This window comes from Sorangium sp. So ce119 (assembly GCF_051524405.1).
GTDB classification, from domain to species: Bacteria; Myxococcota_A; Polyangia; order Polyangiales; family Polyangiaceae; genus Sorangium; species Sorangium cellulosum_G.
In genome coordinates this window covers 10,140,486-10,165,724 of record NZ_CP150310.1, presented here as the reverse complement: position 1 = coordinate 10,165,724, position 25,239 = coordinate 10,140,486, and the positions used below count along the sequence as shown (strand labels likewise).

At 73.5% G+C, this 25,239-nt stretch carries 21 protein-coding genes; 9 read left to right on the top strand and 12 right to left on the bottom strand.

The annotated features are described in order from the left end of the window. Nucleotides 1-260 precede the first annotated feature (260 nt). The 3 genes from WME76_RS38505 (at nucleotide 261) to WME76_RS38495 (ending at nucleotide 6,256) form a co-directional block, all read left to right on the top strand. Nucleotides 261-1,625 carry a hypothetical protein gene (locus tag WME76_RS38505; protein WP_437957136.1) on the top strand — a complete coding sequence of 455 codons (1,365 nt, stop codon included), beginning with the start codon at nucleotides 261-263 and terminating at the stop codon, nucleotides 1,623-1,625. 253 nt (nucleotides 1,626-1,878) lie between these two features. Next, a complete protein-coding gene (locus tag WME76_RS38500) occupies nucleotides 1,879-3,852 on the top strand; it encodes a zinc-ribbon domain-containing protein (RefSeq protein WP_437957135.1) in 1,974 nt (657 codons plus the stop codon). Nucleotides 3,853-4,645: 793 nt separating this feature from the next. After that, nucleotides 4,646-6,256: a hypothetical protein gene (locus tag WME76_RS38495; protein ID WP_437957134.1), complete on the top strand. Its 1,611-nt coding sequence runs from the start codon at nucleotides 4,646-4,648 to the stop codon at nucleotides 6,254-6,256. A gap of 150 nt (nucleotides 6,257-6,406) precedes the next feature. On the opposite strand, the gene WME76_RS38490 is transcribed toward WME76_RS38495, so the two are convergent. Next, the gene (locus WME76_RS38490; RefSeq protein WP_437957133.1) at nucleotides 6,407-8,143 is read right to left on the bottom strand and encodes a DUF11 domain-containing protein; all 1,737 of its coding nucleotides are present in this window, start codon (nucleotides 8,141-8,143) and stop codon (nucleotides 6,407-6,409) included. Beyond that, on the bottom strand, nucleotides 8,140-9,960 hold the full coding sequence (locus WME76_RS38485; RefSeq protein WP_437957132.1) for an OmpA family protein: 1,821 nt from the start codon (nucleotides 9,958-9,960) through the stop codon (nucleotides 8,140-8,142). Before WME76_RS38485 ends, WME76_RS38490 begins: the two co-directional genes overlap by 4 nt. A gap of 361 nt (nucleotides 9,961-10,321) precedes the next feature. Here WME76_RS38485 and WME76_RS38480 point away from each other — a divergent pair, with 361 nt between their 5' ends. Further along, entirely contained in the window at nucleotides 10,322-10,870 is a 549-nt protein-coding gene (locus WME76_RS38480) for an HD domain-containing protein (protein WP_437957131.1), read from the top strand. Between the two features lie 104 nt (nucleotides 10,871-10,974). Here WME76_RS38480 and WME76_RS38475 read toward each other — a convergent pair whose 3' ends face one another. After that, a complete protein-coding gene (locus WME76_RS38475; RefSeq protein ID WP_437957130.1) occupies nucleotides 10,975-12,411 on the bottom strand; it encodes an FAD-binding oxidoreductase in 1,437 nt (478 codons plus the stop codon). Between the two features lie 468 nt (nucleotides 12,412-12,879). Here WME76_RS38475 and WME76_RS38470 point away from each other — a divergent pair, with 468 nt between their 5' ends. Further along, complete coding sequence (locus tag WME76_RS38470) at nucleotides 12,880-13,266, top strand: SPW repeat domain-containing protein (protein WP_437957129.1); 387 nt, start codon at nucleotides 12,880-12,882, stop codon at nucleotides 13,264-13,266. A 16-nt stretch (nucleotides 13,267-13,282) separates the two neighbouring features. On the opposite strand, the gene WME76_RS38465 is transcribed toward WME76_RS38470, so the two are convergent. The 7 genes from WME76_RS38465 to WME76_RS38435 form a co-directional block, all read right to left on the bottom strand. After that, nucleotides 13,283-14,485: an exo-beta-N-acetylmuramidase NamZ family protein gene (locus WME76_RS38465; protein WP_437957128.1), complete on the bottom strand. Its 1,203-nt coding sequence runs from the start codon at nucleotides 14,483-14,485 to the stop codon at nucleotides 13,283-13,285. Between the two features lie 79 nt (nucleotides 14,486-14,564). After that, nucleotides 14,565-16,007, bottom strand: coding sequence for a trypsin-like peptidase domain-containing protein (locus WME76_RS38460; RefSeq protein WP_437957127.1), 1,443 nt, complete (start codon nucleotides 16,005-16,007; stop codon nucleotides 14,565-14,567). A gap of 124 nt (nucleotides 16,008-16,131) precedes the next feature. Continuing rightward, complete coding sequence (truA, locus tag WME76_RS38455) at nucleotides 16,132-17,163, bottom strand: tRNA pseudouridine(38-40) synthase TruA (protein WP_437957126.1); 1,032 nt, start codon at nucleotides 17,161-17,163, stop codon at nucleotides 16,132-16,134. 19 nt (nucleotides 17,164-17,182) lie between these two features. Beyond that, the gene (locus tag WME76_RS38450) at nucleotides 17,183-17,623 is read right to left on the bottom strand and encodes a hypothetical protein (RefSeq protein WP_437957125.1); all 441 of its coding nucleotides are present in this window, start codon (nucleotides 17,621-17,623) and stop codon (nucleotides 17,183-17,185) included. Between the two features lie 10 nt (nucleotides 17,624-17,633). Then, on the bottom strand, nucleotides 17,634-18,239 hold the full coding sequence (locus WME76_RS38445; protein ID WP_437957124.1) for an AgmX/PglI C-terminal domain-containing protein: 606 nt from the start codon (nucleotides 18,237-18,239) through the stop codon (nucleotides 17,634-17,636). Nucleotides 18,240-18,470: 231 nt separating this feature from the next. Further along, nucleotides 18,471-19,016, bottom strand: a complete 546-nt coding sequence (gene rsmD, locus WME76_RS38440; RefSeq protein WP_433930850.1) for a 16S rRNA (guanine(966)-N(2))-methyltransferase RsmD — start codon at nucleotides 19,014-19,016, stop codon at nucleotides 18,471-18,473. Between the two features lie 37 nt (nucleotides 19,017-19,053). Then, a complete protein-coding gene (locus WME76_RS38435; protein WP_433930848.1) occupies nucleotides 19,054-20,163 on the bottom strand; it encodes a PEGA domain-containing protein in 1,110 nt (369 codons plus the stop codon). A 235-nt stretch (nucleotides 20,164-20,398) separates the two neighbouring features. Here WME76_RS38435 and WME76_RS38430 point away from each other — a divergent pair, with 235 nt between their 5' ends. The 4 genes from WME76_RS38430 (at nucleotide 20,399) to WME76_RS38415 (ending at nucleotide 23,741) form a co-directional block, all read left to right on the top strand. After that, nucleotides 20,399-21,826 carry a phosphomannomutase/phosphoglucomutase gene (locus WME76_RS38430; protein ID WP_437957123.1) on the top strand — a complete coding sequence of 476 codons (1,428 nt, stop codon included), beginning with the start codon at nucleotides 20,399-20,401 and terminating at the stop codon, nucleotides 21,824-21,826. After that, entirely contained in the window at nucleotides 21,823-22,707 is an 885-nt protein-coding gene (prmC, locus tag WME76_RS38425) for a peptide chain release factor N(5)-glutamine methyltransferase (protein ID WP_437957122.1), read from the top strand. Before WME76_RS38430 ends, prmC begins: the two co-directional genes overlap by 4 nt. Nucleotides 22,708-22,902: 195 nt before the next feature. Continuing rightward, the gene (locus WME76_RS38420; protein ID WP_437287104.1) at nucleotides 22,903-23,286 is read left to right on the top strand and encodes a phage holin family protein; all 384 of its coding nucleotides are present in this window, start codon (nucleotides 22,903-22,905) and stop codon (nucleotides 23,284-23,286) included. Beyond that, nucleotides 23,283-23,741 carry a hypothetical protein gene (locus WME76_RS38415; protein ID WP_437957121.1) on the top strand — a complete coding sequence of 153 codons (459 nt, stop codon included), beginning with the start codon at nucleotides 23,283-23,285 and terminating at the stop codon, nucleotides 23,739-23,741. The genes WME76_RS38420 and WME76_RS38415 overlap by 4 nt, the downstream gene beginning before the upstream one ends. A gap of 207 nt (nucleotides 23,742-23,948) precedes the next feature. Here the strand turns inward: WME76_RS38415 and WME76_RS38410 are convergent, their stop codons facing one another. Both WME76_RS38410 and WME76_RS38405 read right to left on the bottom strand, forming a co-directional pair. Then, complete coding sequence (locus WME76_RS38410) at nucleotides 23,949-24,713, bottom strand: hypothetical protein (protein WP_437957120.1); 765 nt, start codon at nucleotides 24,711-24,713, stop codon at nucleotides 23,949-23,951. Nucleotides 24,714-24,876: 163 nt separating this feature from the next. After that, the gene (locus WME76_RS38405) at nucleotides 24,877-25,077 is read right to left on the bottom strand and encodes a hypothetical protein (RefSeq protein ID WP_437957119.1); all 201 of its coding nucleotides are present in this window, start codon (nucleotides 25,075-25,077) and stop codon (nucleotides 24,877-24,879) included. Nucleotides 25,078-25,239 lie beyond the last annotated feature (162 nt).

The following is a 25,239-nucleotide window of genomic DNA, read 5'->3' as shown; positions in this document are numbered from 1 at the left end:
CATTTTTCAAGATAACGAGTCTTCGTTTCGCCTGTCTAGATCCTTTTTGGGGCGCGCGTGCTTTTGTGCGGTGCCACGTCGTGCCACGTCTCCCCATGCCGACGGGTGATCCCTCATCTCGTCGTCCTCGTGCTCGTCCTCGTCCTCGTCAGCTTCGTCGCCGTCGTGCCGGTCTGTCCCGAGAGGCGCGAGCGCCGATCGACACCGCGGGCGGGCGCTGCCGGGTGCCGTCCGCGGGCGGGCGCTGCTAGGGTTCCGCCGTGGGACGCCCGCTGCTCGCCTCGCCGGCCCTGCTCCTCGCGCTCCTCGCCTCGTCGCTCGTCGCTGCCCCGCGCACAGGCGCCGCGCAGGACCTGCCCACGCTGAGCGGGTCGTGGACGGCGAGCCCGCTCACCGAGCAGTGGTCGGTCGCCGCGTGGGGCGAGGCGTGCGGGCCGAGGCCGCGACCCCAGGGCGCGCCGGGCGGCGCCGTGCAGATCCAGCAGCAGGGCTCGGAGCTCTCGATCTCGGGCGCCGGCCGGCCGTGGAGCACCGCCGAGTGCTGGGAGCAGATGCCCGGGCTCGCGCGGAGCAAGCACTCGGCGTCCGGCAACGCGCGCTCCTGGCAGACGCGCTGCACGACGCCCCCCAACGACCCCCGCCGCGCGGTCGTCACCACGACCACCCAGGCGACCGACACCAGCATCCAGATGGTCGAGACGGGGCAGTACCAGTTCATCATCCAGGACACGACCTGCAACGCCTCCGTGACGAGGACGCGGACGTACACGCTCGTCCGGCGCGCGGGCGACGCGCCGCCCGCGGCGAGCGCGCCGGCCACCGCGAGCGCGCCGCCCGCCGCCGCGAGCGCGCCGCCCGCCGCCTCCGTCAAGAAGCTAGCGCCGTCGCGCACCTGCGACGCCCCCGGGGAGCCGGCGCGCCTCGAGGTCACGCCGTCGCGCAAGCTCATGCGGCCGGGCGAGCGCTTCCAGTTCCGCGCGCTCGTCATGGACGCGGAGGGGTGCGCGCTCCCGACGCGGCCCACGTGGTCGATCGCGCCCGGGCCGGTCGCGTCCGCCGCGACCGTCGACCCGACCGGCGCGCTCTCGATCGGCGCCGACGCGGGCGAGGGGAAGCTCGGCCTTGTCGCGTCCGTGGCCGGCAAGGGCGTGACCGTCTCGATCGAGGTGACGAGCCCCGATCGGTACGACGCGCTCCTCGCGACGAGCGGGCTCAATGAGGCGGGCGAGAGCGACGAGGCCGCCTCCGTGACGATCGCGACCGGCACCATCGGCGGGCGCACCACCGCGGGGGAGGACCTGGGGCGCCAGCGCAAGAACCTGTTCGTCGCGATCGTGGGCGGCGTCGCCGCTTGCCTCGGGTTCGCGGGGCTCATCCTGCTGCGCCGGGGCCGCCGGCGGGCAGGGGGCGACCTGGAGGGCCCGGCATCGACGGGCAGCGCCTTCGGGGAGCGCGGCGCCGGGGCGGAGGAGGCGCCGGCGTCCGCCGGGGCCCCGCTCGCCGAGGCGCCGGTCCAGCCGGCGCCGCCGCCGCGCGGCAAGATCTGCCCGACGTGCGGCGAGCGTTATCCAGCAGAGGCGATGTTCTGCGGTAAAGACGGCACGCAGCTCGTCCTCGTCAACTGAGGCGCACCGCTCCGCGGCGATCGCGCGCAGCATCGAAGCGCGCTGCGTCATCCCGCCGCACCGCGCCGGAAGCGCGCTGCGCGATGACGCGATGCCGGCGGTCCCGTCCCCGGTTCACAAAAAAAGTCGTCGCCTTGATCGGCCTCGCGGCATCCCGCTATCCTGCCATCAACACGACCGGGACGCGTGTACGTGCGCGTGTGTGGTCGTTGAACCCATGCCCGCAAGCCGGAACGGGAAGGGCGACAGTCGCATGAAGATTACGTGTGAGTCTTGCCAGGCGAAGTACACGATTGCCGACGAGAAAGTCGTCGGCAAGACGGTCAAGATCAAATGCAAGAAGTGCAACCACGCGATGGTCGTCACCGGCGCGAATGACCCTTCCGCGGCGGCAGCCGCGTCGCAGGACGCGACCGTGGGGCAGCAGGGCGATCTCTCGGACGACGCCGAGTCGAAGCCCGACGCGGGCGGCGCGGCCTCGCCCGACGCGTGGACCGTCAACGTCGCCGAGGGCGACGAGCGCACCATGACGACGGCCGAGCTCGTGGAGGCGTACGCCCGCGGAGCGCTCAGCAACGACACGTACGTCTGGAAAGAGGGCATGGGTGACTGGCTGCCGATCGCCAGCGTTCCCGAGCTCCGGCAGCAGTTCTCGACGCAGGCGGATGCGGCGCCGGCAGAGGCTGCGGTCGCTGCGGCTGCGGCGACGCCCGCGGCGACGGCGGTGCCTGCGCCCGCGGCGGTGCCTGCGCCCGCGGCGGTGCCTGCGCCTGCCGCGGTGCCTGCGCCCGCGGCAGTGTCTGCGCCCGCGGCAGTGTCTGCGCCCGCGGCAGTGTCTGCGCCCGCGGCAGTGTCTGCGCCCGCGGCCGCGCTCGCATCGGCGCCGGTGCCCGTGGCTCCGGCCCCGGCCGGGCTCAAGTTCGGGCCCGAGGGCACCGTGGTCATGAAGGACCAGCGGCGCGGGCTGAACCAGCCCGGCGCCGCGGCCGCGCTCTCGGCCCCTGCGGCGGCGTCGCCCGCCGCACCGGCGCCTGCGGCGGCCGCCGCGGTGGCATCCGCGCCGGCTCCGGACGCCGCGGCCCCGGCGGCCACCCCGGCCCCGGCGGCCGCGCGCCGCGCAGGTCGGGCAGCCGCTGTCGATGTCTTCAGCGCGGCCGAGCGCGCCGCGGAGCCGGCGGCGGCGCCCGCGCCGCAACCCGGCGCCGACCGCCAGGTGGGTGAGCGCAACGAGAACTCGGTCCTCTTCTCGCTCTCGGCGCTCACGGCGACCGAGAACGCCGCGGCCAAGCAGGCGCCGGAGGAGGCCCCGTCGGGCCGGCGTCCCTCGACCCGCCCCGCGAAGAACAACGGGCGAGCCGGCTATGACGACCTGCTGAACCTCGGCGGCGGCGCCATCGCCTCCGCGCCGCTGCTCGCGCCGCCGCCGCTGCTCGCGCCGGTGGCGGACTCGCGGCCGCCCCCGTCCATGTCGGGATCGGCGAAGTCGTCCGTGCCGCCGGCGCCGCTCTCGTCGCTCCCGTCGCTCTCCGCGTTCACGGCGCCGGAGGCGCCCGCAAAGCGGAGCCGCACGGGCCTGATCGCCGCCGCGGCCGTCGCCGTCGCGCTGATCGGCGGCGTCGCCTTCTTCTTCATGCAGTCGCCGAAGGAGGAGACGGTCACGCCGGAGCAGACGAACACAGCGCCCGTCGAGGCGACGCCCCCGGCGGAGACGACGACCCCGCCGCCGGCACCCACGCCCTCCGAGACGGCGGCGGCCGACACGCCTCCCCCGGCGGAGACGGCGGCGCCCGCCGCTTCGGAGGAGGCCGCGGCCGGCGCGGCGACGCCGGCCCCGGCGCAGGCCTCGCCCGCGGCCGAGAAGCCGGCGGCGGCGGAGCGGGACAAGCCTGCCCCGGCGGCGCCCGCCGGGGCGAAGCCGGCATCGAAGCCCGCGGCGGAGGCGGCTTCGTCGGGCGGCGGCGAGTTCAACCGCGGCGCCGCGAGCTCGGCGCTCGGCGCCGCCGCTGGATCCGCCAAGAGCTGCAAGAAGGCCGGCGGCCCGACCGGGACCGGCAAGGTCAGGGTCACCTTCGCGCCGAGCGGCAACGTCACGTCGGCCGAGGTCCAGGGCGCGCCGTTCGCCGGCACGAGCGTCGGCGGCTGCGTCGCCAGGGTGTTCCGCGGCGCGCGGGTGCCCGCTTTCGGCGGCGCGCCGGTCGCGGTCAGCAAGTCCTTCACCATCAACTGAGCGTAGCCCTGGCCAGAGCGCTTCCGCGCGAGAGGCCGTCGCCATGTGCCGGAGAGCTTCCTTCGGGCGCGCGAGGGTTGCAGTGGCGGGTCGGAGGGCTCTCGTCATGCGTGCGGAGCGTCTCCGTCGCCCGCGGGAAGGCTTCCGACGCGCGCCGGGTGCATCCGCCGCCGGCAGGAAGGCTTCCGACGCGCGCCGGGTGCTTCCGTCGCGGAGGCGGACGCGAAATCCTCCGAGAAATTCGCTCTCAGCCGCGGACCGGCGGCGCCGGGAGTGAGCCTGCGCTGCTAACCGCGCGAAATCTCGTGCTCTGGAGCACGCCCGAGGGCTTCATTTCCGCGACGGAAGCTTCCGGCGCGCGTCGGAAGGTCTCGGGCATGTGCTGGAGGCCGGCACACTCGTGTGCTGCACTGCTTCGGTCGGGTCGCAGCCGCTTTCTCGACGGTTCACCAGAGATCGAGCGAGTTCGGCCGCGACAGGAGGAGTCGAAAGTGCGCTGAGCACGGGCGGGGTGGGCAGCACTGGCGCGTGCGAAACACGATTGCGAGATGAGATGGATTGCGTTGCCGTAATTGCGTGACACGGCTCGATGCCATCTCATGAATCGCATTCAGAAATAGATTTCTTTTCATGGCCAACCTGTCTGTGGCTTGCTAGCGGATCGGCCGTCGGAGACGGCGCGCCGCCGATCTCGTGCTCGGCGGCGCCAGGCCGACGTTTGTCCTCGAGCGCCGCGGGGGCGCTTGCCCCATCACCACGGCCGGCTGCGCATGCCGGCCAGGAGGATCGACCCATGGGCGTGCACGTGATTCTCGACATCGATCCGCGAGGCATCGACGAGGCCAAGTGGGCAGCCACTTACGACGAGACGCTCGCGCTCCTTTCGGCGTGGCATCCGCGCCTCCTGGGCTGGGGCTGGCGCTCGATCGAGGGGGTGCGCGTGCCGATGTACATGCGCTCGCTCTGTCGTGACGTCGATGACCCCAGGCAGGTATGTTGGTCCGTGATCGGCGACGGCGACAGCCTGCAAACGGCCGAGTGCCAGTCGCTCTACCGCGACCTCGGCCGGTACGCGGCGCACCGGGATCAATGCCCCGACGGCGATGTCGTGGTCACCGCCGCCATGCCGGACAGGGGCGACACCGGGGGGCCCGTGCGCGTCTTTGGCGACAAGACGCAGGGCTATCCGTACCATTTCGCCGTGCTCGCGGCGGCGATGCTCGTCGAAGAGCGTTTTCCGCGGCATGCGATGGTGTGGGGCGACATCGATCGCGGGCAGGCCGAGGCAGCCAGGCGGCTGGCTGCGCCCCTCGTCGGCCGCGAGCTGCCGCTACCTGTGCGCGTCGATGCCTCGCGGCTCATCGAGCGCTTGCGTGCTTCCTACGCTGCCGGCGAGTTGCCCGGCGCGTTCAAGCGTGTGTTCCTCGGAGAGGCGGGCGAGCAGGACGAAGCCATGCTGCGCGCGTTCCCGGGCGAGGACGGCGCGCGTGAATGGCAGCGCGCGCTCGCCGAGTGCGCGTCGCCGGCCTCGCTCGGCGCGCTCCGCCTGGTGATCGCGTGGCTCAACGCGGGGCGTGGTCTGCGTGACGCGTGCCGGCTCGCATGCCTCGCGCCGGGAGGGCCGCGCTTCTCACCGGAGGATTTCGTCGCGACCCTCGCTTCGACATGGGTCGCGGTGCCGCCTCCTGCGCGCGAGCCGCTCGGCGCGTTTTGCAAGCCGCCGGGGGTGCCGCACACGGTCGCGTCGCTGCTCGGCTCTTTCTTCCTCGATATGGCGGCCACAGGACGGCACCTTCGGATCAGCATCGAGCCAGCGGCGATCGCCGCCGATCTCTCGGAGGTCTTCGGCGATCGAGGTCCAGCGCTCGCCGCGCGGCTCTGCGAGAAGAGCGCGAGGATCGAGGCGCAGCTTCGCGAGCACGCGGGCGCCGTGAACGCCTTTGTCGCGGAGGCGGGCGACTCTGCCGGCGACGACACGGAAGCGCTCGCGGTGCTCCGCTCTGCGGACGCGATGGGCCGGATCCAGCGAACCTGGGTACGGGCGATGGCGTGGAGCGTGATGACGGTGCTCGAGGGCCTCCGTGGCGGGGACCCGAAGGTCGTGCAGGCGCTCGACGACGCGGAGCAGGGGAAGCGCCTGCTCGTACGGATGCTGGCCGAGGGATCCCCGGTGCTCACCGAGGAGGCGTGGGATGGTGTCCTCGCGGAGCGCAGAGCGGACGTCATCGCGTGGTGGGTCGCGCTCGTCAGCCTGCGCGCCAGCGAGCTGCACGCGTCGCAGGTCTGCCGTGCCTTCCTCGAGAACGCGGAGCTCCGGAACTATGCGATCGCCATCGGCCGTGACGAGCGGGAGATGCGTGAGCTCGGCGAGCTCGCTGCCAAGATGCGCGCCGGCGGGGTGTGAGGATTGATGACGCCCACCCCTCACGACGCCGGCCGGCGGGCAGGCGAGCGAGATGGCCGGCTGGAAGGGCAGCGGAGCACGTACGGGCGCGGCTGCAGAAGGAGCCCCTCGGGCGTAGGGGCGGGGGTGCCCCTCGGCCTCCTCGTGCGTCTACGCCTTATCTCTGCGCCGCCGGCAGAGCAGACCGGCCATCGCGAGCCCGGCGAGCCACCCGGCGCCGCCATCAAGGCCTCGCGGGCTCGTCGCGCAGGCGCCGACCATGCCGCTCCCGGCCGCGTAGAAGCTCTCCGGCTCCAGCGCGACCTCGGTCGGCGGCGCGCCGGGGGCGGCGCCGTTGCCGTCGGTCGGGTCGTCGCTGACCGGCGCGCCCATCGCGCCGCCGGCCGCGATCTTCGCCTGGTTCTTGATGAGGTCCGGCGCCTCCACGTCGACCGTGACCTCGAAGCGCACGGTCACGCTCCCGTCCACAGGGATGCCCCCGCCCCGCGCGCCGTCCGCGCCCTCGCCGAGCCGGAACGTGACGGTCCGCGTCTGCGGATCGTACTCGCCGAGGTCGTCGCCCGCCCTGTCCGTCTGCGGCCCGGCGCTCGGCCCGTCGACGATCTCCAGCGAGCCGGGGACGAACGTCACGCCGGCGGGCAGCGCGTCGGTCAGCACCACGTCGACCGCGTCGTCGTTGCCGGTGTTGGTCGCCGTGATGCGGTATTCGATCGTGTCGCCGCGGTAGGTCGGCGGCCCGCCGAGGTCCTTCGCCACCTTGCTCGACTTGCTGAAGTCGGGGCCGAAGTTCGAGATCGACGTCACCCACCCCCCGAGGAAAAAGAGCTCCTGGCTGCTCGTGGCGACCAGGGTGGCCCGATCGTTCCCCGGCTTGAGCTTCGCGCTGACATCGACGATGTCGATGTCGACGCCCGACATGCTCTGAGGCGTCCCCGCGATCCTCGGGAGATCGCCTTCCACCGACACCGGTTTTCCGAGCGTCGAGCGGGTGCTGTTGAAGAAGTTGTCCGCGGGGTTCAGCTCGTTGCTCAGCGCCTCGGCCGCGTCGGGCTTCCCCGGGTTCTGCGGGTTGAAGAACACGCTGTCGCCCGAGTTCGTGTTGTCGCCCTCGAACGCGATGATGCCGAGCTTGGCGGTGAAGCCGGCGTCGGGCACCTTGAAGCCCGAGAGCTCGACCTGCTGCGAGTTCCCCTCCGAGACCCGATCGAGCCCGTCGAACAGCGCGAGGTTGCGCATCGGCGACCTCGGCGCCTCGTAGAAGACCACCATCCACCACGCCACGAACACCACGTCGTCGTCGCTGTCCCTGACGTCGACAACGTCCACGCCGCCCACCCGGTAGGCGCCCGCGCCGCTCTCCTTCACGATCGCCGTGATGTCGGCGACCGACTGGTAGTTGTGCGACTCGTTGGGCTTGCCCTCGTTGATCACCGTCTCGACCGAGTCGATCGACGTGACCTTGCCGTCGAAGCCGCCCTCGTGGTGGAGCTCGACCTCGGTGTCTGCGCCGGCGGCGTTGCGCGCCGCCCAGTAGAGGTACGCGTGCGTCACCGTCGCTCCCTCGGGGAGCTCCAGCACCGCGGTGGTGCGCGCCGTCTCCGGGGTGATATCGAGGTTGGCCTCTGCCTTGCCGTCCTCGGGCGAGTCCGAGCGCCAGAGGAGATCGGGCCCCGACTCGACCGTCGACGCGCCGCAGGCGCCGACCGTGCCCTCCGCGGGCCGCGGCGTCGACGAGCGGCACTCCTGCCCGATCGAGCTCCCGATGAGGGCGAAGTCGCCCTGCTGATCGACCTGCACCCGCAGCTTGGGCTCGGCCGTCGCGCTGGCCGTCGTGAGGCCCATCAGCGTGAGTAGCGCGAGACCGGTGACGCTCAACTGCTTTCTCATCGATCTTCTCCGGTTTCGACCTGCGGTTTGTACGCGGCCTTCTTGATGATGTTGAACTGGACTCGCCTGTTCCTCTGGCGCCCCGCTTCCGTCTTGTTGTCGTCGATGGGCTGGTCCCGGCCATAGCCCTGCGCCGTGAGCCTCGTCGAGTCGATGTCGCGCCGCACCAGCGCCGCCATGACCGAGTTGGCGCGGTTCTGCGACAGGGTCCGGTTGTGCTCGTCGGTGCCGCGGTCGTCCGTGTGACCCTGGATCTCGATGAGCACGATCTCCGGGTGCTCCTTCAGCACCTGGGCGACCTCGTCGAGCAGCGGATCGCTCACCGGCTTGATGGTGGCCTTGTCCGTGTCGAACTGCACCTGCTGGAGGATGACGACGTTCTTCTCGGTCACCCGCACCGCCTTCGGGCAGCCGTGCTTCTCGGGATCCGGATCCGCGAAGCCCTTCTCCCTCGGGCAGGCGTCCTTGTCGTCGCGGAACGTGTCGCCGTCCGTGTCGCGCGGGCAGCCGTTCTTCTCCGGGTCCTTCGAGCGGAACCCCTTGACGTCGGGGCACGCGTCCTCGCCGTCGGGCACGCCGTCCTCGTCCCGGTCCGCCGGGCAGCCGTGCTTGCGCGGGTCGTCGCTCCGGACGCCGGCGACGAGCGGGCACGCGTCCTCGCCGTCGGGGATGCCGTCCTTGTCCCGGTCGAGCGGCGGCGGGCAGCCGTGCTTGCGCGGGTCGTCGCTGGCGACGCCGGCCACGAACGGGCACGCGTCGTCGGCGTCGGGGATGCCGTCCTTGTCCCGGTCCGGCGGCGGCGGGCAGCCGTGCTTGCGCGGGTCGTCGCTGCGCACGCCGGGCACCTTCGGGCAGGCGTCTTCCGGGTCGCCGATGCCGTCCCTGTCCTGGTCCGTGGGCTGCTCCGGCGTGAAGGCGGCCATCGCGACGACGCGCAGGTCGGGCGTGCCGATCCCCGAGGTGAGCCCCGGCCCGACGCCGATGCCCGCCTCGACGAAGGGGAGGAATCGATACCTCGCGTCGAGGAGGAGCTCCGCGTTCAAGGTGCGACCGCTGATGTCCTCGAGCACCATCGCGGTGGTGAGCTCCGGCCCCACCTGGAGCCGGCCGTCGGCGGCGAGGATGCCGACGCCGCCGCCGAGGGTGAGCATCGTCCCCTGCGCCACGCCGCCGAACGACTGGGAGCGCCGCAGCTCGGTGCCCAGCGCGGTCGACCACACGAGCCGCTCCATGCGGCCGCCGACGGCGACGTAGGGCATCGCGCGGACGCTGCCGTCGCTCACGAACCCGTCGTCCGCGCCGGTGGGCAGCCAGAGGTACGCGCCCAGGGCGACCTGGAGCGGGTCGTGGTACGCGCCGAAGAGCTGCACGCGCGCGCCGAACCGCAGGTCGCCGATGTCCGCGCCGCTCGGGGAGGTGAACTGCTGGCCGCCGCCGTTCGGGCTCTCTCCCGACTGGACCGCGGTGACCGGCGCGTCGAGGCTGACGCTCACCTTGTTCCAGAGCGGCAGCGACGCGTTGAGCCGGAACGTGAGCTGATCGCTGACGACCGCGCCGATCTCCGCGTCATCGCGCTCGCGCCGCAGGACGAGCGGATTGCTCGCGTAGTCGGCCATCAGCATCACGTGCGGCGTCAGGTGGCCCGCGGCGAACGGGGAGGGCACGCTGAACATGCGGTCCCCGGCGGGCGCCGGGACGAAGCGGCTCAGGGCCATGCCTTCGGGCTTGACGGGCGCGTCCTGCGCCCGCGCGGGCGCAGGCGTGACGGCGAGAGCGGCCAGCGCGGCGGCCAGCGAGAGGAAAGAGCAAGGTCTCATGAGGTGGCACCCTGCGTCGGCGGGTTTCGCATGACGATATAAGACGCTGTCGCGGATGAGTATACAGGTCGGCAACTGCGGAGTCTTGGGCAACGAGCGACGCCGGCCGCATCTTCGTGGGACCTGCGCGCACCTCCCCGGACCATCTGAACGAACGAGGGGCTATCGCGCGCGCGATCCGAGGAGGGCGCGGGCGCGGGCCCCCGCCGGGCCGCCCGGATGCTCGCGGCTCGGCCCGCCCCGGCGCCGCGGTGAGCCGCGGGCGGGCCGAGCCGCGAGCCGGGCGGCGGGCTGGGCGACGCCGGTCGCCATCGGCGCCTGCGTTCTGGACGACGAGCGGCTATGGTGGGCCGGACACGCGATGGGCATCCTCCTCAAGCGCGCGCTCGACCAGGCGGCGGTCTGGCACCGGGCACAGAAGCGCAAGTATCCGAACGCCGACGTCCCCTACATCAGCCACCTCGCCGGCGTGGCGGTGCTGCTCGCCCGTCACGGCTTCGACGACGAGGTGGTCGCGGCCGGCGCGCTGCACGACGCCATGGAGGACCAGGGCGTCACGTTCGACGAGATGCTCCAGCATTTCGGCGAGCGCGTCGCCACGCTCGTCCGCCACGTGACCGAGCAGGACAGGTCGCTGCCCTGGGAGGACCGCAAGCGGCTCTATCTCGAGGCGTTCCCGAAGAAGCCCTGGGACGCGCAGGCGATCACGCTGGCGGACAAGATAGACAACTTCCAGTCGATCATCGTCTGCTCGCGCGAGCACGGCGACCCGTGGTCGATGTTCAAGCGCGGCAGGGAAATCCAGGTCGCCAGGTTCGAGGAGCTGCGCGCGATGTCCCGCGCGCTGCCGCCGCACCCGCTGCTCGACGAGTACAATGCCGTGCTCGACGAGCTCCTGTCGACGGGCTGAGCGCCGGCCCCGCGCGACGGAGCGCCGGCCGCTGCGCGCGCCGCGGCCGCAGCGGAGGTGGAGAGGACGCCGCTCCGCCTCGGTAGTGACGTAAGTGATCGATCTTAAACAATATTTTTGATATCCGGCGCGCCGCCGCCCGCTCCGGAGCTCCCGGAGGCGCCGGCCGCCTCCGGCAGGGAGCGGGGGATCGATCGGGGGAAGCGGAACACCTCGCGCGGGTCGTACCTGGCCTTGATGGCCGCGAGCCGCGCGACGTTCGCACCGTAATAGGCCGTCAGCCAGTCCTCGAGCTCCGCGTCGATGTAGTTGATGTAGGCGCCCCGGGTGTGGGGCAGCATCGCGCGGCGGACCCGCTCGACCCAGGCGACGTTCGCCTTCTCTTCCGCGGCTGCATTCCAGTAGGCCTGGTATTGCAGGCTCCACAGCGCGCGCCGGTGCGGGAACGCCGTGGCGTCGGGCGCGACCCGGCCGACGGCGCCGCCATACGCGTCGAGCTGGACAAGGCACCTCGCGCTCGGCGCGCGCGAGAGCTCGGCGGTGAGCGCCGCGATCGCCTCGGCGCCGAAGCGATCGTACGCATAGGCCGACGCGTTCTTGAAGCTCGCCTGCGCCTGGCGCTGGTGCACGGTCCATCGGTCGGGATCGCTGCCGATCCCGCCGAGCTGGCCGACCGCGTTGAGATGAGGCAGGGTCTCGATCGACACGCTGGTAGGCACGGCTGCCCGCATGGAGAGGAGCGGCTGGATCGTTCGATAGAGCTCCTCGCCTGTCCCGAGCATCTGGCCCACACACGAGATCTCGCCGGCGGACCTGGCCGTCAGCTTGAGGATGCACGTCAGTCGCTCGTCGGTGAACGGGGCGAACGCCTGCCACGCCTCGAGCACGCTCGTGAGCTCGCCCCAGGGCCAGGAGATCCTGAAGATCGAGACCTCGGAGACAGGGTGCGTCTTGAACGTGAACGACGTGACGACACCGAAGTTGCCGCCCCCGCCGCCCTGGCAGGCCCACAGCAGATCCTGGTTCTCGCGCTCATCGGCCCGGATCACCTCGCCGTCCGCGGTCACCATCTCGACGGCGAGCAGGCTGTCGCACGTGAGGCCGAGCGCGCGGGAGAGGAGGCCGAACCCCCCGCCGAGCGTGAGCCCCGCGATGCCGACCGTGGGGCACGAGCCCGCAGGGAGGGTGACGCCGACCTGCCCGAGCGCGTCGTAGACGGTGATCAGGTCGGCGCCGGCGCCGACGACGGCGACGCCGCGCTCGCGGTCGACGCGGACGCCGCGGAGGTCGCTCACGTCGATGACGAGCCCCGCGTCGACGACGGAGAACCCCTCGTAACAGTGCCTGCCGCTCCTCGCCCGGATCTCCGCGTCTCGCGCGGCCGCCCACCGGACGGCGTTCGCGACATCCTGCGCGTCCTGGCAGAACACGATGGCAGAAGGACGACGCGAGAAGCGCGCGTTGTACACCTCGCGCGCGTCGTCGTACCCGGTGTCCCCGGGAAGGACGACACGACCGGTGAGCCGCGGCTCCGCGCTCATGACAGGAGCCTCGCCCACGGGCAGCCGCCGGCCACGCGGCGCTCCGTTCGCGCGGCCCGCACGTTGAACGACGCGAGATCTGCCCGGCATGCGCCGGAACCTGCGCCCCCCGCCGGACGCGTCAAGCCGGGCCGGCGGGCGGGTCGTGATCGCCTTGGCCGGGAGGGAGCTCGCATGAGGGCGGGAGAGCGTTGCTATCCTGTCTTCTCGTCTTCTCGTGTCGCCGTCTCTTCGTCTCGCCTTCTCCCCGCCCTCCTGCTCGATTCCAGCCACCACCGGCGATCGCCCCGCTCGTTGTGAGCACGATGAGCACCCTCGCGCCCGTCCCGGACGCGGGGTGGTCGCGCGGCGCCCCGGCGATCGCGACATTCCGGGGCGGCCTGCGCGCGGTGAGCCGCTCTCCTCGGCGCATCGCCTCGGCACATGCGATGCACCTCCCGTGGAGAGAGCTCCTCCAAGGAGGGACCGATGACGCTCCTGTCTCCGCGCCACCATGGGTTCATCGATTACGCGGCCGTCGTCCTGCTCGCCCTCGCGCCGCTCGCGCTCCGCTTCGGGCCGGTGCCGACGGCGGTCTGCTATGTCACCGCCCTGGCGCACCTCGTCGTGACGCTGCTGTCCGATCACCCGCTCGGCGCCGCGCGGAAGATCCCGTTTGCGGTGCACGGAGCGGTGGAGTTCTCCCTCGGCGTCGGGCTCCTCGCCTCGCCCTGGCTGTTCGGGTTCTCCGACGAGGTCCCGGCGCGCGCCTTCTTCGTGTCCGCCGGGATCGGGCTCCTGCTCGTCGTCCTCGCGACGCGGTACACGGCCGGCGTGATCTCCCGGCCGGAGCCCTACGATCGCTACGATCGCTGAGCCGCGCGGGCGGCGCTCAGCAGGCCGCCACCGCCGCCTGCGCCTCGCGCATCACCTCGGACCAGGACGGATCCGGGCGCGACACCTCCAGCGCGATCGACAGCGGATCCTCGTCGGCCTCGATGGCGAGGCGCGCGGCGGCGGAGCCGGTGAGCAGATCGAAGGCGGGGATCGTGTCGACGTACTCGTAACGCTCGGTGCGGAAGCGGAACTGCTCGGGCTGCTGCCGGCGCGCGAACGCGGTGAGCGCGACGTACGTCGCCACCGGGCGGAAGGTGCGCGGGTCGGTGACGTGGATCTGCACGCCGCCGCAGATCTTGCCCGCGTGCTTCTGGAACGTGGGCCGGAAGGTGAGCGGCCGCGCGACGAAGCCGAGCAGCCCCGTGGACGCGAGCCGCGCGGCGAGATCGCGGCCGTCGAGCCAGGGGGCGCCGACGATCTCGAACGGGCGCGTCGTGCCGCGGCCCTCCGACAGGTTCGTCCCCTCCAGCAGGCAGCCGCCCGGGTAGACGAGCGCGGTGTCCGCCGTCGGCATGTTGGGCGACGGGAGGACGAACGGCCGATCCCACTCGGCCGCGAGCCCCTCGCGGCGGTGGTCCGCGACGGCCACGACCTGAAGCCCGCACGCGACGTCGCCGAGCGGGATGCCCTCGCGCCGCGCGAAGAGCGCGACCAGCTCGCCCACCGTGAGCGAGTGGCGGACGGGCACGGGCTCGAGCCCCACGAACGAGAGGAACCCCGGGGCCTGCGTCGCGCCCTCGACGCTCTCCGTCGCGCCGCCGATCGGGTTCGGCCGGTCGAGCAGCACCACGTGCACGCCCGCCGCGTGGGCCGCGCGCAGCGCGAGCAGCGCCGTCCAGACGAACGTGTAGTAGCGCGCGCCGACGTCGGCGAGATCGATGAGGAGCAGGTCGATCTCCGCGAGATCCGCGGCGGAGGGCGAGAGATCCTCGAACCTGTCGCCGTACAGGCTGACGATGCGCGCGCCCGAGCGCGCGTCGACGTCGCTCGTCACCGCCGCCATGTCCTGCGCCTCGCCGCCGTAGCCGTGCTCCGGCCCGAAGAAGAGGCGCGGGCGCACCCCGAGCTCCTCGAGGACGAAGGCGATGTGGGTGAGCTCGCGATCGACGCTCGCCGGGTGCGCGAGGACGCCCAGGCGAGCCGACCGGAGGCGCTTGAGCTGCGGGAGATCGGGGAGGCGATCGAGACCGACGTGCACGGTACCGTGACTACCAAGGCGAGCGCGGGCAGTCCATTCGTCCGCGTCGGATTTTCCGGCGACCGCCGCGCGGCGTGGATCAGCGCGTGAGCGCCGCGTAGAACGCCGCGCCGCGGCGCTGGACCCGGACGAGGAGCTCGCCGTCGCGCGCGGCCTCCTCGACCTCGGCGGCGGTCGGCGCGCGGTTCCGGTCTGCCTCCAGAATGACGTCGCCCGGCCGGAGGCCGGCGCGCTCGGCGGGCGAGTCGCTCGCGACGGCGACGATGCGCGCGATCGAGCCGCCCTCGCGGCCCGGGCCGCGCGGGGCGGGCGCGTCGCGCAGCGTGAGGCCGAGGCCCGGGTGCTGGGCGGGCGCGCGCTGGACCGGGAGCGCCGGCGGCGGCGGCTCGCTCCGCGGGGCGAGCGTGACGCGGGCCTGGTACCGCTGGCCGCCGCGCACGACCTCGAGCGCCAGCGTCTCGCCGACGTTGTGGTTGAAGAGCTCGCGGATGACGTCCTGCGCGTCGCGCACGGGCCGGGTCGCGACGGACGTGATCACGTCGCCCGGCTGGAGGTTCGAGCCGGCCGCGGGGCCGCCCGGCGTGACGGCGTTGACGAGCGCGCCCGCGCGAGGCGGGCTCTGCATCGCCGCCGCGAGCTGGGGCGTGAGGTCCTGCAGCCCGACGCCGATGAACGCGCGCTCGACGCGGCCGCTCCGGAGGAGCTGCTCCGCCACGCGGCGGGCCATGTTCGCCGGCACGGCCAGGCCGATGCCCTGCCCGCGGCTCACCACCATGGTGTTGATGCCGAGCACGCGGCCGTCGAGGTCGACGAGCGGGCCGCCCGAGTTGCCCGGGTTGATGCTCGCGTCGGTCTGGAGGTAGTCCTCCACGTCGTTCACGCCGACGCCGCCGCGCCCCTTGGCGCTGAGCACGCCGGTGGTGACCGTGTGGTCCAGGCCGAACGGGGAGCCGATCGCGACGACCCAGGCGCCGACCCGCGCGGCGTCGCTGTCGCCGAACGTCGCGACGGGGAGGTCCTTCGCGTCGACGCGGATCACGGCGAGATCGGTCGCGGGGTCGCGGCCCGCGACGCGGCCGGCGAACATGCGGCCGTCGCGGAGCCGGACGGTGATCGCGCGGGCGCCGTCGATGACGTGGTTGTTCGTGAGGATGCCGCCGTCCGGGGAGAAGATGACCCCCGAGCCGAGCCCGCGGCGCTGGCCGCCGTCGCGGAACCAGCGCAGCGGCGAGGAGACGTCCTCGCCGACGGTGACCTCGATCTGGACGACGGCGGGGCCGACCTTGTCGGCGACGTCGGCGAAGGCCTCGCCGAGGCGGCGCAGGTCGGCGGCGCCGGCGGCCGCGGCGGCGCTGGACGCGGCGGCGCGGGACGGCGGCGCGGGGGGCGCCTTCGGGGCGGGCGAGGGGGGCGCCTTCGGCGAGGGCGCCGGCTCCGCGGCCGGCTGGGCGCCCGCGAGCGACGAGAGCGAGAGGGCAGGGACGAGCAGGGCGAGGGATACAGCGAGCCGACGCGAGTTCATGCTTCCTCCAGCGCGTGGGAGAGATCCTGTCCGCGGTCCGCGGCGCGGTGCCCGGCAGCGACGCGAGAGGTAAGACGGGAAGCGCGCGCGAACGCAACCTCCTGGCGCGCGGAAACCGCGCGGGTCACCGAGCGGGCGGAAGGTGCGCGCCCGCGCCAGGGCCAGCTTCGGGCGGAAGCGACGCGTCCGCGTCGGGGCCGGACGGGGGCACGTGCGACGCGTCCGCGTCGGGGCCGGACGGGGGCACATGCGACGCGTCCGCGTCGGGGCCGGACCCGGGCACGAGCGACGCGTCCTCCTCCGGCTCGGCCCACGCGGGCGAAGCCTCGTCCGCCGGAGGGCCCGCCGAGGGACCGGCCGGCCACGCTTCCTGGCCGTCGTCGCGAAGGTGGATCTGCTCCAGGTAGAGCCCGTCCGGCGGCGCCGTGATCCCGGCGTCGCGCCGGTCCCGCGACGCGAGCGCGCGCGCGATCGCGCCGGGCTCCAGGTGCCCGCGCGCCACGTCCATCAGCGTGCCGACCAGGATGCGCACCATGTTGTGCAGGAAAGCGTTCCCGTCGACGTCGATCCGGACGAGGCGCGGATCCGCAGGATCGAGCGACAGCTCGACGCCGTACAGCGTACGGATCGTGGTCGTCCGCTCGTCCGCGCTGGTCCTGAACGCGGCGAAGTCGTGCGTGCCGGTCGCGGCGGCGGCCTCGGCGCGCGCCCGCGCGATCGCCTCGTCCGTGAGGCCCTCGACGCGCCAGGCGCGCCGGCTGAGGAACGGATCGCGGACCAGATCCCGGAGGATCAGGTAGCGGTAGCGCTTGCGGAGGCTCTCGAAGCGCGGCGAGTACCCGACGCGCACGACGGCGGCGCGCCGGATCACGATCTCGTCCGGCAGGTGGCGCGCTGTCGCGAGGACCCAGCCGCGCGGCGGCAGCGGCGCCGCCGTGTCGAAGGCGACGCGCTGGTCGCGCGCGTGGACGCCCGCGTCGGTGCGGCTCGCGCCGCGGATCTCGCGGATGGCCGGGTCGATGGCGCGCAGCGCGCCGAGCAGCTCCCCCGCGACCGTGCGCTGGTCGCGCTGGCGGGCGTAGCCGGCGAACGGGCGCCCATCGTAGGCGACCGAGAGCAGGATCCCCCGGCTGGACGCGGCGACTAGCCTCGGCACGGCACGATGGGCGCGCGGCCTAGCCGCTGCTCCCCCCGGCGCCGCCCGCGCCCCCGGCAGCTCCGGCGCCGCCCGCGCCCCCGGCAGCGCCGGCGCCGCCGTCGCCCCCGTCGCCGCCCGCGCCGCCGCTGCCTCCCGTGCCGCTCGCCGACGTCGTGCTGCTCGTCGACGTCGTGCTGGCCGAGGAGGTGAGGGGCGCATAGCCCCTGACGCACTCCTGGTTGATTTGGCCCTCCGCGTTCTTGCAGCACTCCTCGGGGGCCGCCGCGGCGCCGTTCACCAGACAGTACGGGAACTGGTGGCAGCCGTCCGGATCCTTCACGATCCCCTGCTCGGGATCGATGTTGTCGTTGCAGACCGGCGTGGTGCCGTCTTCCGCGCGGCACGCGGCGCTCTGCAGCGCGAGCGGCGCGAGCGCGAGGAGGAGCAGGCTGGCCATCCGGAGGGGGAGCGTACGCATCGGCTGCTTCCTATTGCTTGATGGTGAAGTTGATCGGAACGTTCACCACGACGCATCCGCTCTGCGGCGGAGGCAGTGATTTGCCGCGGAAACGTCCCAGGACGCAAGACGCAATCTCGCCCGAGCCCACCGTGTCGTTGAGGATCGAGGCGCTGCACACCGCGCCTGTCGAGGCGACCTGCACGCTCACCGTCAGCTTGCCGGAGACCTCCGAGGTGCGCAGCGCGCGGTTATAACAACCCTGCGCCGAGCGAGCGAGCCCGAGGACGGCGGAGTCGAGCGCGGGCGAGCTCGCGCCGTCGCCGCACTTGCCGGAGCAGGGCGACTTGCCCGTCGTGGCCGGGCCCTGGCCCGACGCGACCTTGCCGGCGTCCGCGCCGGCGTCCTCGACCTCGTCGACGGGCGGCGGCGGCGGCGGCGCGAACAGCGGCGGAGGATCCGCCGGCTTGCTCGCGACGGGCACGGCCGCGCTCGGCGCCGGGGTCGGCGCGTCCGGCTCCGGGCTCATCTTCCAGTAGAGCAGGCCGGCCATGAGCGCGGCGAGGACGACCATGCCTGCGATGTAGAGACCTGAATTGCCGGATTTTCCGGGGATCTGCTGAGATGACGGGGGCATCGATGCGGACACGTGAGAAGTCCTCCCGGAGAGGCGCGCGAGGCCCGTCCGTTTCGGCGGGGCCTTCGGGCGCCGGAGCCGAGACGCACGTGCGTCCGGCGGGGGGCGAGTCTACAAGGGCCGACCGGGAAGCGCGCCAGGAAACTGGATGCGCCGGGGATGAACACGGCGGGGCTGCGGGGGAGGGCGGCGCCGCGCGCGGGCGGGTCAGCGGCGCCGCGCGCGGGCGGCTCAGCGCGCGTAGAACGACACCGCGGTGTCGCCGTAGGTGCGGACGGCAGCGCAGGTGAGCCCGGCGATCTCCGGGGAGGGGTCGCGCCGCGCGTGCTCGAGGACGAGGCGCCCGGCCGGCGCGAGCAGGCCGAGCGGCCCGGCGAGGCGCGCGGCCGCGGCGGCGGCTCTGGCCAGGGCGGCGTAGGGCGGGTCGAGCAGGGCGAGGTCGAAGGGGCCCTCGTCGCGGAGCAGATCGAGCGCGCGCTCGACCGGGAGGGGGACGACCCGCGCTTCCTCCTCGAGGCCGAGCGCGGCGAGGTTCTCGCGGAGCGTCGCGAGCGCGGGCCGGCCGTTCTCCACGAAGACCGCGCGGCGCGCCCCGCGCGAGAGCGCCTCGATGCCGAGCGCGCCGGTGCCGGCGTAGAGGTCGCAGACGAGCGCGCCGGTCACGTCGCCGAGCGAGGAGAAGAGCGCCTCGCGCACGCGGTCCGCGGTCGGCCGCGTGCCCTCGCCGCGCGGCGCGGCGAGCCGCCGCCCGCCGAGGCGGCCGGCGATCACCCGCATGGTCGTCGCCCGCTCGCCGCGGGCCGCGCGGCGCGGCTCACCAGCGGTACGTCAGGTCGAGGGCGCCCGCGCCGAGGCCGACGCTGGGCTGCACGGTCCAGCCGGTGCGCTCCCCCGCCCGGCCGTCGCTGGTCACGAGCAGGTAGGCGCCGAGGCCCGCGGAGATCACCGCCAGCGGGTAGAAGACGTACTGGAGCGCCATGAACGTGTCCGCCCGCTCGCAGAGCTTGACGCCGGCGTCGGCCGTCCGGCCCTCGCTGCCGGCCAGCCCCCGGACGGACTCGCGCTGGTCGGGGGCGCAGACGTCCTTGACCTCGGTGCCGAACAGGTTCCGGTAGGCGTCGTAGCGCGCGTCGCCCTGGATGGTCGCCACCTGGACCGAGCTGATGACGCCCACGGTCCCGAACACCGCCCCTGCGCCGAGGCCGATGAACCCGCCCACGCGCTTCCAGTTGGTCTGCGAGGCGTCGGCGGGCATCTGGCTGAGCGCGATGTCCGTGGTAGCGATGGGCCGGACGAGGACCGACGCCTCGGAGTCGAGGAAGCCTGTCGACTTGACGAGCACCTTGTGGGGCCCGGCCGTCACCGTGAACACCCCCTCGCCGTTCTGCACCTTGCCGACCGGCTTGCCGTCGATGAGCACGCTCGCCTCCGCGGCGCCCGTCCTCACGCGGAGCGACCCCTGCGGCGGCCCGCCGGTCAGCGTCGCGAGCGCGTCGGCCGCGATCTTGCGGAGCGGCTCGTCGTTGGCCTCGGTGAGGTTCGCGCTGTACTTCACCGGCACGCTCGCGGACGGCTTTCCGCGGGTCCAGAGGTGCACGTCGCCCTCGACGTTGGCGTCGCTCTTGCGGAGCACGCCCCAGAGGTAGCGGTCGCTCTTGATGTGATCGGCGATGCGCGTCTCACAGGCCGCGTCGGGCCGATCCTCGCACTGCAGGGACAGCGTCAGCACCTCGAGCGAGAAATCCCCCTCGCCGACCGACCACCCCGCGCTGTTCTTGATGGCGTACCGCAGCGCCCTGGTCAGCGCCTCGGCCTGGTCGTAGGCATCGTCGGTCCGGACGGCGATGACGGTGATCGGCAGGGCGGCGGGCGACGGCTCCGCCGCCCGCGCGGCGTCGGCGCGGGCGAGGCAGGAGAGGGCCACCAGGGCTGCGAGACCGGTTCTCTGTGCGCGCGTCATCATGCGGTCCTGGGCTCCACGCGCCAAAGTTACCTGGCCGACGGCCGGGAACGCAATGTGTGAGCCGCGAGCCGCGCGAGCCGCGCGAGCTGCGCGCGCGGCGTTTTTCGTTTCACCCACGATTGCGCCGTGTCAGAGCATCCTCGGCGCCGCCGGCCCGCGCCGCAGCGTGGATAGCCGAGCGCTCAACCGCTGGTCCATGAAGCTCCCCCGACACATCTTTCGCGAGTACGACATCCGCGGCGTCGCCGAGCGCGACCTCACCAGCGAGCTCGCCCGCGAGCTCGGCGCTGCCTTCGCCCTGCTCCTCCGCCGCGAGCTCGCCGACGGGGCGCACGCCGGCGCGGCCCGCCCGCGCGTCGCTGTCTGCCGGGACGGCCGCCTCTCGAGCGACCGGCTGTTCGCCGCCCTCACGGACGGCCTGCTCGCCGCCGGCGCCGACGTGATCTCGGCCGGCGTCGGGCCGACGCCGCAGCTCTACTTCGCCGCGCACCACCTCCGGACCGACGGCGCGATCATGATCACGGCCAGCCACAACCCGGCGCCGGACAACGGGTTCAAGCTGATGCGCGGCAAGGCCTCGTTCTTCGGCAAGGACATCCAGGCGCTCGCCGACCTCATCGAGGAGGGCGCCGCCGCCGACGGCCGCGGCGCGCCGGTGGCGCGGGGCGCGCTCACCGAGGTCGACCTCGCGGCCGACTACATCGCGGCGGTGCGCGCCGCGTCGCGCCTGTCGGGCACCGACGTCCGCTTCGTGATCGACGCCGGCAACGGCGCGGCCGGCCCGCTCGGCGTCCGCACGCTCGAGGCGCTCGGCTTCGCGCCGGACGCGCTCTTCTGCGACATCGACGGGCTCTTCCCGAACCACCACCCGGACCCGACCGTGCCCGAGAACCTCGAGGCGCTCCGCGCCCGCGTGCTCGCGACAGGCGCCTCGCTCGGCGTCGCGTGGGACGGCGACGGCGACCGGATCGGCGTCGTCGACGAGCGCGGCGAGGTGCTCTGGGGGGACAAGCTGCTGATCCTGTTCGCGCGGTCGCTCCTCGCCGAGCGCCCCGGCTCGGCGGTGCTCGGGGAGGTGAAGTGCTCCGAGACCCTCTACGCGGACATTGCCTCGCGCGGCGGGCGCCCCATCCTCTGGAAGACGGGGCATTCGCTCATCAAGACCAAGATGAAAGAGGAGGGCGCCTTGCTCGCCGGCGAGATGAGCGGGCACATGTTCTTCGCCGATCGGTGGTTCGGGTTCGACGACGCCGTCTACGCGACCGTCCGCCTGCTCGAGATCGTGGGCCGCGCGCGGCGGCCGCTCGGCGAGCTGCTCGCGGACGTCCCGGAGACCTTCGCCACCCCCGAGATCCGGGTCGACTGCCCCGACGCCGTGAAGTTCGAGGTCGTCCGCCGCGTGACCGAGCATTTCCGCCGCGCCCGTCCGGTCGTGGACATCGACGGCGCGCGCATCGACTTCGGCGGCGGGGCGTGGGGGCTCTGCCGCGCCTCGAACACCGGTCCGATCCTCGTGCTGCGGTTCGAGGCCCGGTCGGCCGCGGACCGCGACGCGGCCCGCGCCGAGGTGGAGGCCGTCGTCTCCGACGCGGTCCGCGCGTCCCTCGCCGCCCCTCTGCCGTGAACAAGCCCGACGTCGAGCCGCAGAACGAAGCCTGGACGATCCGCCGCGTGATCACGTGGGCCTCGGGCGACCTGAAGAAGCGCGGCGCGTCCTCCGCGCGCCTCGACGCCGAGCTCCTCCTCGGCAAGGTGCTGGGCCTCGACCGCGTCGGGCTGCTGATCGACGCCGAGCGGCCGCTCGACAAGGCCGAGCTCGCCGCCTACCGGGAGCTGCACCAGCGCCGCCGCGCCGGCGAGCCGGTCGCGTACCTGCTCGGTGTGCGGGAGTTCTACGGCCGCCCGTTCCGCGTCGATCCGCGCGTGCTCATCCCGCGCCCCGACACCGAGATCCTCGTGGAGGTCGGCCTCGCCCGGACGCGGCGCGTCGCGCTCTCCGCGCGCGTGCTCGATCTGTGCACCGGGTCCGGCTGCGTCGCGGTGAGCCTCGCGTGCGAGCGGCCCACCGGCCGCGTGCTCGGCGTCGACCTCTCGGACGCCGCGCTCACGGTCGCCCGCGAGAACGCGCTGCGCCTCGGGGCGGTCAACGCGGGGTTCCTGCGCTCGGATCTCTTCGCCGGCGTGCCGTCCGGCCTCCGCTTCGACCTGATCACCGCGAACCCGCCGTACATCCCGGACGAGGACGTGGGCGCGCTGCAGATCGACATCCGCGGCTACGAGCCGCACCTCGCGCTCGCGGGCGGCGCCGACGGGCTCGACGTCACGCGCCGGATCGTCGCCGAGGCCCCGGCCTGGCTCGCCCCTTCCGGCGTGCTGGCGATGGAGGTCGAGGCCGGCAAGGCGGCCGCGGTCGCCGGGCTCTTCGCCGCGGCGGGGTTCACCGAGGTCGCGAGGAACCTCGACTACGGCGGGCACGAGCGGGTCGTCTCCGGCGTCCTGCCCTGATCGCCCGCGGCGCGCGGCGCACGCAGAGGTCGTCCGGGGGCCGCGCAGCGCGCGCGCGCCTTCGCGAGGATGGGGCTGGCGTGCCGTATGCACCGCGTGGCGCGGTCGGCGGCGGGGGCTCCGCGGCGATCCGGGTGCGCCGGAGGTTGCCTGCTCCGCTGCCGGAGCGCGTTCCCTGAGGCGGAGAGGTGTTCCATGAGGCAGGTGGATCCCAGGCCCGAGAGCTCGACGGCGGACCTCGTGAAGGAGGCGATCGTCGAGGCCCGTGAGCTGATCGAGGTCGAGGTCGCGCTGGCGCGCGACGAGATCAACCAGGAGATCGCGCGGGCGAAGACGTCGGGCGTCGCGCTCGGCGCGGCGGCCGCGGCGGCGCTGCTCGGCGTCGCGCTGGTGCTCGTCGCGATCGCGCTGGCGATCGCGCCGGCGCCGCTCCCGGCGCTCGTGATCGGGCTCGGGCTCATCGCCGTGGCCGTGGCGGTGGGGCTCGTCGGCTACGGGCGCGCGCCGAAGAGGCCGCTGGAGCGGACGCGGGGCCGCCTCGGGTCGGACGTGCGGCTGGTCCGGGAGCACATCGTATGAGGGGGCTGAACGGCCAGCGCGAGGAGTTCGAGCGGAAGGCGGACGAGCTGCGCGATCGGCTGCTGCACACGATCGAGGCGATCGATCAGCGGCGCCACGCGCTCCTCGACGTGAAGACCCAGGTGCGCCGGCACGGCGCCGGGGTGGTCACGGGGGGGCTCATGCTCGTGCTGATGGGGGGCGCGGCGGTGATCTCGGTGATCCAGGAGGCGCGCGCCCGCGACGCGCGGCTGCGGCGGGAGCGCGTGCGGGCGCTCGTCCGCTTCTGGCGGCACCCCGACTGGGTGGCGCCGCGGGGGAAGCCGAGCGTGCCGCGCGAGATCGGGCGGAAGATCCTGGTGGGCGCGGTGTCCTTCCTGGCGATACAGCTCATCCGCCGCGGCATCCGGCTCACGATGGCGGCGCCGGAGCGGGAGGCCTTGCCGCGGAGGCGGGTGCCGGAGCTGCAGGCCTGAGGGCGTCTTGGCGGGGCTTGCCGAGATGGCCGGCCCCCGGAGAGGGTGTTCTCCGCGCGGGGTGGGGGCCCCGCCGAACTCGCCTTCGACATGAGTCATCCGGCAAGCCGGATGACTCATGTCGAAGGCTCAGACATCGGCCCATCCCCCACCCCGCGCGGAGAACACCCTCTCCGGGGGCCTACGGTGGATCTGGGGGCACGTGGCTCAGGGGTCGGTGTAAAGGGCGGTGCGCCAGCCGAGGTAGAACCCTGGCTGGCGCACGGACGTGCTCCATGTGTAATCGGCGTAGAGCCAGGGGCCCATCGACACCTTCCAGAGGCGGAACCCCTCGTAGAACAGGCCGCCTCCGATGCGGGCGGGGAGGGCGCCGTCGATGGCGTCGGTGTCGGCGGCGTCCGCGGCCGTGTAGGCCACGCCGGTGCCGGCGTCGAGGATGACGCCCACGTCCGTCCAGCGCTCCCCGAGCGAGAAGAGCGGGAAGATCTCGGTGTGGAACATGAAGCCGCCCGCCAGGATGGAGTGGTCCGCGGCAGCCAGGGCGTGCCCGCCAACCCCGGCGCCGAACGTGAGCCAGTCCGCGAGCACGCCGCCGAGCCAGACGTAGCCTCCCCCGCCGACGCCGACGCCTGTCTCTGTGTAGTGACGCTGGAATCCTATCTTCTGGACGTCATTCGGGTAGCCGGCGGCGGTCCCGAGCGCGAGGCCGCCGGCGATCCCCGCCGCGAAGCCGCCGCGCCGCGTCGCTCGCCTCGGCGAGAACAGCGGATCGATCGCGGGCGCCTCGGCGGCAGGCTGCGGGGCCGCGGCGGCGGGGTCGTCCGCTGCGCCCACCGGCGGCGGCTGCGCGTCGGTGGGGGCGGCGGGCGCGGCGGGCGCGGTCTGCTGCGCGCCTGCGGTGGACTGCAGCAGGCAGATGCCGAGGAGCGCCGGCAGCGCGGTCGCGCGTCCAGGGGGGAGGGGCGTCGCCATGGGCTTCCTTCCTATACGATGCCCGGGGCACCCCGCATCGCAATCCGGCGGTCTCTCGTCGGCGCGCGTCCGGTCCTCGCTGCGCGCATCGGCCTTGCCCGATGAGCGGGTCGGCGGCGCAGGCCGCCGCGCGAGGAGGCGGTCTGTCCACGAGGCAGCTCGGTCAGCGGGCAGCCGGGGCACAGCGCACCCGGATGCGCACCACGGCGTCCCTCCGCTCTGCAACGAGCACGAACGGTGGATCCATGTCGCCGGCGCTGGCCTCGATCGCTGCGATCATCTCGAGCACGAAGATCGGGGAGATGTGCCCTGGTTTCAGGTGAATGATGCCGAGAAACGGCTCGCCGTCGTGATAGGCCAGCATCCCGAACTCACCATCATGGGTCAGGGCAACTCGTCCCTGACGATGTCTGCCGGATGATAGCAGCGCGAGCGCCGGGTCTGCACCCGCGCGTGGGCGCTCGTTCGCCCCGCCTGCACGCCAGCGCCGCGTTGCGCGGGGCGGGCGCGGTACGGAGCGCCGCGC